The sequence below is a fragment of the Stenotrophomonas sp. STEN008 genome, from assembly GCF_056760435.1.
In genome coordinates, this window is record NZ_JBRRET010000066.1 from 1 (window position 1) to 7633 (window position 7633).

Here is a 7633-nt window from a genome sequence, read left to right on the forward strand (position 1 = left end):
GCAGCGGCGGTGGCTTCCTCCACCAGCGCGGCATTCTGCTGGGTGGTCTCGTCCATCTGCACCACGGTCTGGTTGACCTGCTCGATGCCGGCGCTCTGTTCCTGCGAGGCCGCGGAAATCTCGGCCATGATGTCGGTTACGCGCTGCACCGAGGCAACGATCTCGCCCATGGTGGCGCCGGCCTTGTGCACCAGCGCAGAACCATCGGCGACCTTGCCCACCGAGTCGTCGATCAGGCCCTTGATCTCCTTGGCGGCAGCGGCCGAGCGCTGGGCGAGGGTGCGCACTTCGCTGGCGACCACCGCAAAGCCGCGGCCCTGTTCACCGGCACGGGCGGCCTCGACCGCGGCGTTGAGGGCCAGGATGTTGGTCTGGAAGGCGATGCCGTCGATGACGCTGATGATCTCGGCGATCTTCTTCGAGGAGGCTTCGATGGCGGACATGGTGGTGACCACCTGGCCGACCACTTCGCCGCCCTGGGAGGCGACGCCATGGGCACCGATGGCGAGCTGGTTGGCCTGGCGGGCGTGCTCGGCGTTCTGGCGCACGGTGGAGGTCAGTTCCTCCATCGAGGCGGCGGTTTCTTCCAGGTTGGCGGCCTGCTGTTCGGTACGGCGCGACAGGTCGTTGTTGCCGGAGGCGATCTCGCCGGCGGCAGTACTGATTGCCCGGCTGGACTGCTTGATGCGGGTGACGATCTCGCTCAGCTGCGCGGCAGTGGCATTGGCATCGTCACGCATGCGAGCGAATACGCCCTGGTAGTCGCCATGCATGCGCACGGTGAGGTCACCCTGCGACAGCGCGGCGAGCAGGCCGGAAATCTGTTCGATGCTGCCGGCGTTGGCGTCGAGCAGGCCGTTGATCTGCTGGGCCAGCTGCAGGAAGAAGCCTTCCTTGTCGCTGGTTTCGATCCGGCCGGACAGATCGCCGGCGGCGGCGCGGGCGATCACCCGGGCCACTTCGGCCTCGACCTGCGCTTCCTGGGTACGGTCACGCCATTCCACCACGCAGCCGACGGTGTCGCCGTCCTCGTTGCGGATGGTCGACACGACCTGGGCGAACTGGGCATCGCCGTACTGCATCGGGCGACGGGCCACGCCGTGCTGCTTGAGGTTCGCCAGCAGGGACGGGTCCATCTCGCCACGGTGTTCCAGCACCGTGACCGGCTTGCCGATCAGCGAGTCCTGCGCATCGAAGTCAGGCAGGTCGCGGCGCACATCGTCCTGGTACTGGCTCAACGTCTGCTGCAGGGCACGGTTGCTGTAGACGATGGTGTTGTTGGCATCGGTCAGGTAGACGCCGGTCGAACTGTAATCCAGCGCGGTCCGGATGCGCAGGTTCTCACGGGCGATGGCCTGGTCGGTCTCGATGCGCTCACGCAGATCACGCTGCATGCGCTGCATGGCCTGCATCAGTTCGCCCACTTCATCCTGGCGGCTGACATCGATGTGACCGTCGAGCTTGCCGCCGGCGACATCATTGGCCACCGAGACGGCACCACGCACGCTGCCGACGAGGGCGCGGGCGAACAGCCACACCAGCACCAGGCCGAGCGCGGCGCCACCCAGCAGGGCGATCACGGTCAGGACGGACGAAGCGGCATAGGTGGATTCGGCCTGTTCGCGCGAGGCGCGTGCGAGGCGGTTGTCTTCGGCAATCAGGGCTTCCAGCGCCGCGGCGGCCTTGCGGTGCTTGGTGCGGGTCTCGCCGACGAAGGTATCGATGGCGTCGTCCGGCAGGTCCAGTTCCAGCATCTCGGTGACGCTGTCGTAGGAGGCCAGGGCGTCCTTCCAGTCCTTGGCGAAGGTGTCGAACAGCTTCTTCTGCTGGGCGTTGTCCACCAGCTTCGGATAGTCCTTGATGGAACTGTCCATGCTGGTACGCAGCGCGGCAGCCTGCTTGCGCGCGTCGGCCTTGACGTCATCGCTGGCACGGATCAGCTGCTGGTAGGCACTGTTGCGGTACTCGCCGAGCATGCCGCGCATCTCGCCGGCCAGGCGGATGCTTTCCATGCGCGAACCGGCCAACTCGGTGGTGACGTTGTTCAGCGAATGCAGGCCACGATAGGCGACGATGCCCTGCAGCAGCATCACCAGCAGGATGACGCCGAAGGTCACCATCAGCTTCGGCATCAGTTTCAGGTTGTTGATCCAAGGCATGGGCGTTGCGATCTCCTAAGGCAGACGCGCACGGGCATCGGGCCCGGTTGCGGCGGCGGCCACGCCGGCACCAGGACCGGCGTGACTGCGACGGACAGCGGATTACTTGATGTTGGCCAGCTTCAGGCCGGCCGGCGAGCTGACTTCGATCTCGGCGCGCGAGGCATCGCGCTGGATCTTGCCGATCACGCACACGGTCTTGCCTTCCAGCGTTTCCAGCGGGAACGAGAACTTGCTGCGGTTTTCACCGGCGATGCGCGCCGAGAAGGTGTGGCGCGGGAAGGCGCCGCCCATGTACAGGAACGTCGGCTGGCCTTCGGAACCTTCGGCGAAGCGGGCCTTCTCGACCTTGCCGCAGACCATGCCGTCCTTGCCCACCGAGCGCGGGGCCAGTTCCGGCGGGATCATGTCCGAGGACTGGGCGAGGGCGGACGACGCGGTGGTGGCCAGGGCGGCAGCCGAAACGAGCGCGAGCAGGGACTTCATCGGGGTGGTTCTCCGGGAGGGTGATGGTTTTTTGCCGGTGGTACGCGTTCCCGCGCGGCCGGCCTCTGTCCCCCTATCGGCACCGCCGCAGGGAACTGAAGGGTTTCGTGACAGCAACGTGAAGCGGTACGCAGACTCAGGCGGCGGCGTCCTCGAGCAGGGCCGGCTGGCCCATGTCCGCGCTGTCCAGCAGGGTCTCGATGTCCAGCAGGATCAGCATGCGGTCGTCCTGGGTGCCGATGCCCGAGATGAACCGGGTATCGACCGCAGCGCCGAATTCAGGGGTCGGGCGGATCTGTTCGGACGACAGCGGGATGACGTCCGAGACGCTGTCCACCACGATGCCGACCACACGGTCATCGACATTGAGCACGATCATCACGGTAAAGGCGTCGTAGCGCGCGTTCTCCAGGCGCAGCTTCAGGCGCAGGTCGATCACCGGCACGATGGTTCCGCGCAGGTTGATTACGCCCTTGATGTAATCCGGTGCGTCCGGCACCCGGGTGACGGCATCGTAGCCGCGGATTTCCTGCACCTTGAGGATATCCACGCCGTAATGCTCGGCGCCGAGCGTGAAGCTGAGGAATTCGCCGCCGGCGCTGGCGGCGGAGCGGGTCTGGTCGTTCATCGAGGGGTCCTGGTTCTGCCGGAAGTCCCGGTGTCAGGCTCGATATCGGCCCCGCGCGGGGGGACTTTAGGCAGGGCCGTGACAGGACATTCCCGTCTGGTGAGGACCGGATGGCGCCAGGCCACGGCCGGCGCCAGCTACATCTCTCCGTTCCGGCGTGCCTTGCGCTGGCGGTCGATCCGGAAGATGTAGCGCTGGATGGCGCTGTCGCCACCGCGAGGCAGGCTGTCGAAGCGCATCCCCACGCGCTTGATTTCGGTACCGTTGGGCTGGCGCTGCGGCAGCAGGTTGCAGACCACCAGTTCGATATCCAGATCCGGCCCATCCGACAGCGACAGCACCGCCGCGTAGCGCTGCTGCAGGCCGAACACGGCGCAGTCGCTGGGCACCGCGACGGCAAGGCCTCCGCCACTGATGTCCACCACGCGCATCGACAACGCCTCGGGGCGTCCGTCCGCAGCCGGCAGCAGCAGCTGGGGCGAGTCGGTGACGGGGGTCTCCAGCCGGTACAGTTCGCGCCGCTGCAGATGCATCAGTTCCTCTGGCAGCGCAGCGCGGAAGGCGACGTGGCCGTCGTTGTCCACGCGCTGCAGCCCCTGCAGACGGAAGCGCACCAGCACGCGCTCAAGCTGGGCGAAACACAGCACATGATCGGCCTGCTCGGCTGCCCGGTTGGACGCCTCCTGCGGGCTGCCATCGATCAGCAGCACGTCCTCGTCTTCGTCCAGTTCCAACAGCGCGGTCGGGAACGAGCGATCGCGGCCGTCGATATGCGCGTTTATCAGGGAGCGCTGCTCGATCAGCGAGCGCAGCAGCTGCCGCAGCTGGCGCGGATTACGGACCAGGAAGCGTTCATCCGCGGCGTCGGCCGCATGGACATCGTGCACTGCTGTGTCGTTGCCGTCGGACATGGAATCTGTGGTCAGGGGCGGGCGCCTGCGCGCGCCGGCGCGTGGCTCGATGGGGATATCGGCCACCGCGCCGGATTATGAAGTGTGAGTTTCATCACCTTCCATCGGCCGGGCCGGGATCGAAGGAATGGGCCGAAGGCATCATTCCTCGATACCGGCGATCTGCCGCACACGCTGCATCACCGCCGGATTGTCGTCCCCTCCGTGCAGGTGGAAGCGCGCTACCGCGGCCGCCAGCAGCTGTGCCTGTTCGGCCATGCCGTGGGTGGCCGCGGTGGACGCCTCCACCAGCGTGGCGTTCTGGCGGGTGCTGGCGTCCATCTGCGCGATGCTCTGGTTCACCTGCTCGATGCCCATGCTCTGTTCCTGCGAGGCGGAGGAGATCTCGCCCATGATCTGGTTCACCTGCTGCACCGCGGCCACGACCCGCTGCATGGTGCTGCCGGCCTGTTGCACCAGTGCGGCGCCATCGCTGACCTTGCCGACAGAGGCGTCGATCAGGCCCTTGATCTCCTTGGCAGCACCCGCCGAGCGTTGGGCGAGGGTGCGCACTTCGCTGGCGACCACGGCAAAGCCGCGGCCCTGCTCACCGGCACGGGCGGCTTCGACCGCGGCATTGAGGGCCAGGATGTTGGTCTGGAAGGCGATGCCGTCGATGACGCTGATGATCTCGGCGATCTTCTTCGAGGAGGCTTCAATGGCGGACATGGTGGTGACCACCTGGCCGACGACCGTGCGCCCCTCGCCGGCGATGTCGGCCGCATCGGTGGCCAGCTGGTTGGCCTGCCGCGCATGTCCCGCGTTCTGGCGCACGGTCGCGGTCAACTCCTCCATGGTGGCGGCGGTTTCCTCCAGGCTGGCCGCCTGCTGTTCGGTACGGCTGGCCAGGTGGCCATTGCCCTGCGCCAGTCCGGCGGCAGCGCCGGTGAGGCGGCTGGAGGCTGCCTGGATGCTGCCGACGATGCGGGTCAGCTCGGCGATGGTGGTGTTGGCATCGTCGCGGATGCGGGCGTAAACGCCGTGGAAGTCGCCCTGCATCTGCACGGTGAGGTCGCCGCGCGAGAGCGAGGACAGCAGCTGCGAGATCTGCTCGATGCTGCGTGCGTTGGCATCCAGCAGGCCGTTGAGGCGTTCCGCCAGCTGCAGGAAGAAGCCTTCCTTGCCGGCGGTGCCGACGCGGCCGCTGAAGTCGCCCTGCGCGGCGGCATCGACGATATGGCCGAGTTCTTCTTCGACCTCGATCTCGGCCGTGCGGTCGGCCCACTCCACTACGAATCCCTGGCGCTGTTCGTCGTCGCCGATGATCGGATTGACGATCAGCTGCAGGGCCCGGCCGCCGACGCGGATCTGCGTGCGGTAGGTGCCGGTGAGGCGGTCGAGCAGGGTGGCCTGGTGGGCCGGATTGCGGTGGAAGATGTCGATGTTGCGGCCCAGCAGATCGGCGGCGCTGAACTGCGGCAGGTCACGGCGCAGGTCGGCTTCGGCGGCGGCCAGCATTTTCTGCAGTGGACGGTTAACGAAGACGATGTTGCGGTCACGGTCAGCGATCATCACGTTGGTGGTGACATCGTCCAGCGCGCTGCGGATGCGCAGCGATTCGCCACTGGCCGCCAGCTCGCGCTGGCGGCGCTGCAGCAGCCGGGTGCTGGCTTGGACCAGGGCGGCGGCCAGCGAGTCCTGCGGGAACTGGCTGGCATGCAGCGCCTCGGGCAGGGGCTGGTCGTCGGCCAGGCCGCGTGCCAGGTGTGCCAGTTGCTGCGGGTCGTGGCCGAGCAGCAGAAGCTGGCGGCGCATCTGGACGGCCATCACCGACAGCAGGCCGGCCTCGATGGTGACGTACAGGGCGTGCAGGACCAGCACGCCCAGACCACTGCCGGCGGCGAATACCGGGTACGGCAGGCCGCGCGTCTGCAGGGCGAAGAACAGCACGTGATGCACGGCGATCGCCACGGCGGCCACCACGATCGGCAGCCAGTCGCGGTAGTACAGCAGCAGTGAGATCAGCACGATGACCGTGAAGTGGGTCTCCAGCTGTCCGTGCGTCTGGTGGATCAAGGTGGCCGACAGCACCATCCACGCCAGCGCTGTCGTGCAGCGGCTGAGGCGGCTGCCGGGCTGCAGGTGGATCTGCACCGCGCTGACCAGCAGCGCGGGCAGTGCGACCAGCAGCCACGGTGTCCATTGACCATGGCGCACGGCCAGTGCCAGCGAGGCCAGGACCAGCCCTGCACTGACCAGCAGGAACAGGCGGTCGGCACCCGCGGCCAGCGTGCGCAGGTAAGGCGGTGTCGGCTGACCGGTCGGCGCGGCGGTATTACGGGTGGAGGCATGCATGCGCTACTCCTTGTGGCATGGGCAATGATGGGAAAGGATCACGGGCGCCTGTGCATTGCGCAGCAGCCCCGCAACCAGTGGAGCGGCTGCGAGCGGACGGCCGCCGCAGCCCGCGTCGAGAAGGGAGGGCCCGGCATAGACAAGGCGCTGCTGGTACAGCACCAGCCATTCGAAGGGCAGCGGCGTGCGGGCCTCCCGCAGATCGATGCCGTCGGGTGTGCGCGCCGGTGGGGCGCAGCCACAGACGATGGACTGCCGCAGCAGCAGGGGATGCTGGTGGCTGGCGGCAAGCACGGCGGGCGACAGCTGCGCCAGCACGTCCGCGGCGCGCCAGCGGCCGGCCGGTGGCTGTGAAGCATCGGCCTGCGCCCACAGCGCGGCGAGGGTCCATCCGAGCCACGCAGCGAGCAGCAGCACGCCGGCCAGCATTCGCCCACGCTGTACCGGTATCGGGTCGGGGTCGTTGCTGGCTGGCATCGCTGGCTCGCGTAGGACCGTGTCCCGTTAGCGGCGAGCGGCGGCTGAACCTGAAGAAAAATTCAATCAGTTGGCCGGGGCAACGCTGGAACTGTGATGCGTTGCGACGACCGGCGAGGAGTCACGGCGATCAGACCGGGCCGGTCGAGGGTCGGATCCCTGCCAGTGTGCAGGAATCCGACGCGTCGCAGTTCCGATGAGGTCAGAACTCCTGCCAGTCGCCGTCGAGTGCCAGCGCCGGCTGCGCCGCCACGGCGCGTGCGACGCGCTGGGGGGCCGGCCTGGCCGCTGGAGCTGCCGCTGGCGCTCTGCGCTGCGCCGCCACGACCACCGCCGGTAGCGGTGCTTCGTTCTGTGACTCCAGGCGGAAGCGGGCCACGGCCTCACCCAGCTGCACAGCCTGTTCCTCCATCGCCCGTGCAGCGGCGGTGGCTTCCTCCACCAGCGCGGCATTCTGCTGGGTGGTCTCGTCCATCTGCACCACGGTCTGGTTGACCTGCTCGATGCCCGCGCTCTGTTCCTGCGAAGCCGCGGAAATCTCGGCCATGATGTCGGTTACGCGCTGCACCGAGGCAACGATCTCGCCCATGGTGGCGCCGGCCTTGTGCACCAGCGCAGAACCATCGGCGACCTTGCCC

7 protein-coding genes are annotated in these 7633 nt (G+C 67.6%); all 7 read right to left on the reverse strand.

The genetic code is table 11. The features are described from left to right. Positions 1-2159 (reverse strand): methyl-accepting chemotaxis protein (locus ACVOME_RS18280; RefSeq protein WP_481505374.1); only part of this gene is annotated, 2159 nt, incomplete at its 3' end. A 102-nt stretch (positions 2160-2261) separates the two neighbouring features. Further along, complete coding sequence (locus tag ACVOME_RS18285) at positions 2262-2645, reverse strand: hypothetical protein (RefSeq protein ID WP_053520421.1); 384 nt, start codon at positions 2643-2645, stop codon at positions 2262-2264. A gap of 136 nt (positions 2646-2781) precedes the next feature. Further along, a complete protein-coding gene (locus ACVOME_RS18290; protein ID WP_053520422.1) occupies positions 2782-3273 on the reverse strand; it encodes a chemotaxis protein CheW in 492 nt (163 codons plus the stop codon). A 137-nt stretch (positions 3274-3410) separates the two neighbouring features. After that, positions 3411-4184, reverse strand: a complete 774-nt coding sequence (locus ACVOME_RS18295; protein ID WP_111186113.1) for a flagellar brake protein — start codon at positions 4182-4184, stop codon at positions 3411-3413. A 141-nt stretch (positions 4185-4325) separates the two neighbouring features. Then, positions 4326-6518, reverse strand: coding sequence for a methyl-accepting chemotaxis protein (locus ACVOME_RS18300; protein WP_481505375.1), 2193 nt, complete (start codon positions 6516-6518; stop codon positions 4326-4328). Between the two features lie 3 nt (positions 6519-6521). Then, positions 6522-6995 carry a hypothetical protein gene (locus ACVOME_RS18305; protein ID WP_128990761.1) on the reverse strand — a complete coding sequence of 158 codons (474 nt, stop codon included), beginning with the start codon at positions 6993-6995 and terminating at the stop codon, positions 6522-6524. Positions 6996-7197: 202 nt separating this feature from the next. After that, the coding region (locus ACVOME_RS18310; protein WP_481505376.1) for a methyl-accepting chemotaxis protein at positions 7198-7633 on the reverse strand (436 nt) is incomplete at its 5' end.

Excerpts from the sequence above, each read along its gene's own strand:
- ACVOME_RS18285 (WP_053520421.1), bottom strand. The coding sequence starts at position 2,645 with ATGAAGTCCCTGCTCGCGCTCGTTTCGGCTGCCGCCCTGGCCACCACC.
- ACVOME_RS18300 (WP_481505375.1), bottom strand. The coding sequence starts at position 6,518 with ATGCATGCCTCCACCCGTAATACCGCCGCGCCGACCGGTCAGCCGACA.
- ACVOME_RS18295 (WP_111186113.1), bottom strand. The coding sequence starts at position 4,184 with ATGTCCGACGGCAACGACACAGCAGTGCACGATGTCCATGCGGCCGAC.
- ACVOME_RS18305 (WP_128990761.1), bottom strand. The coding sequence starts at position 6,995 with ATGCCAGCCAGCAACGACCCCGACCCGATACCGGTACAGCGTGGGCGA.
- ACVOME_RS18290 (WP_053520422.1), bottom strand. The coding sequence starts at position 3,273 with ATGAACGACCAGACCCGCTCCGCCGCCAGCGCCGGCGGCGAATTCCTC.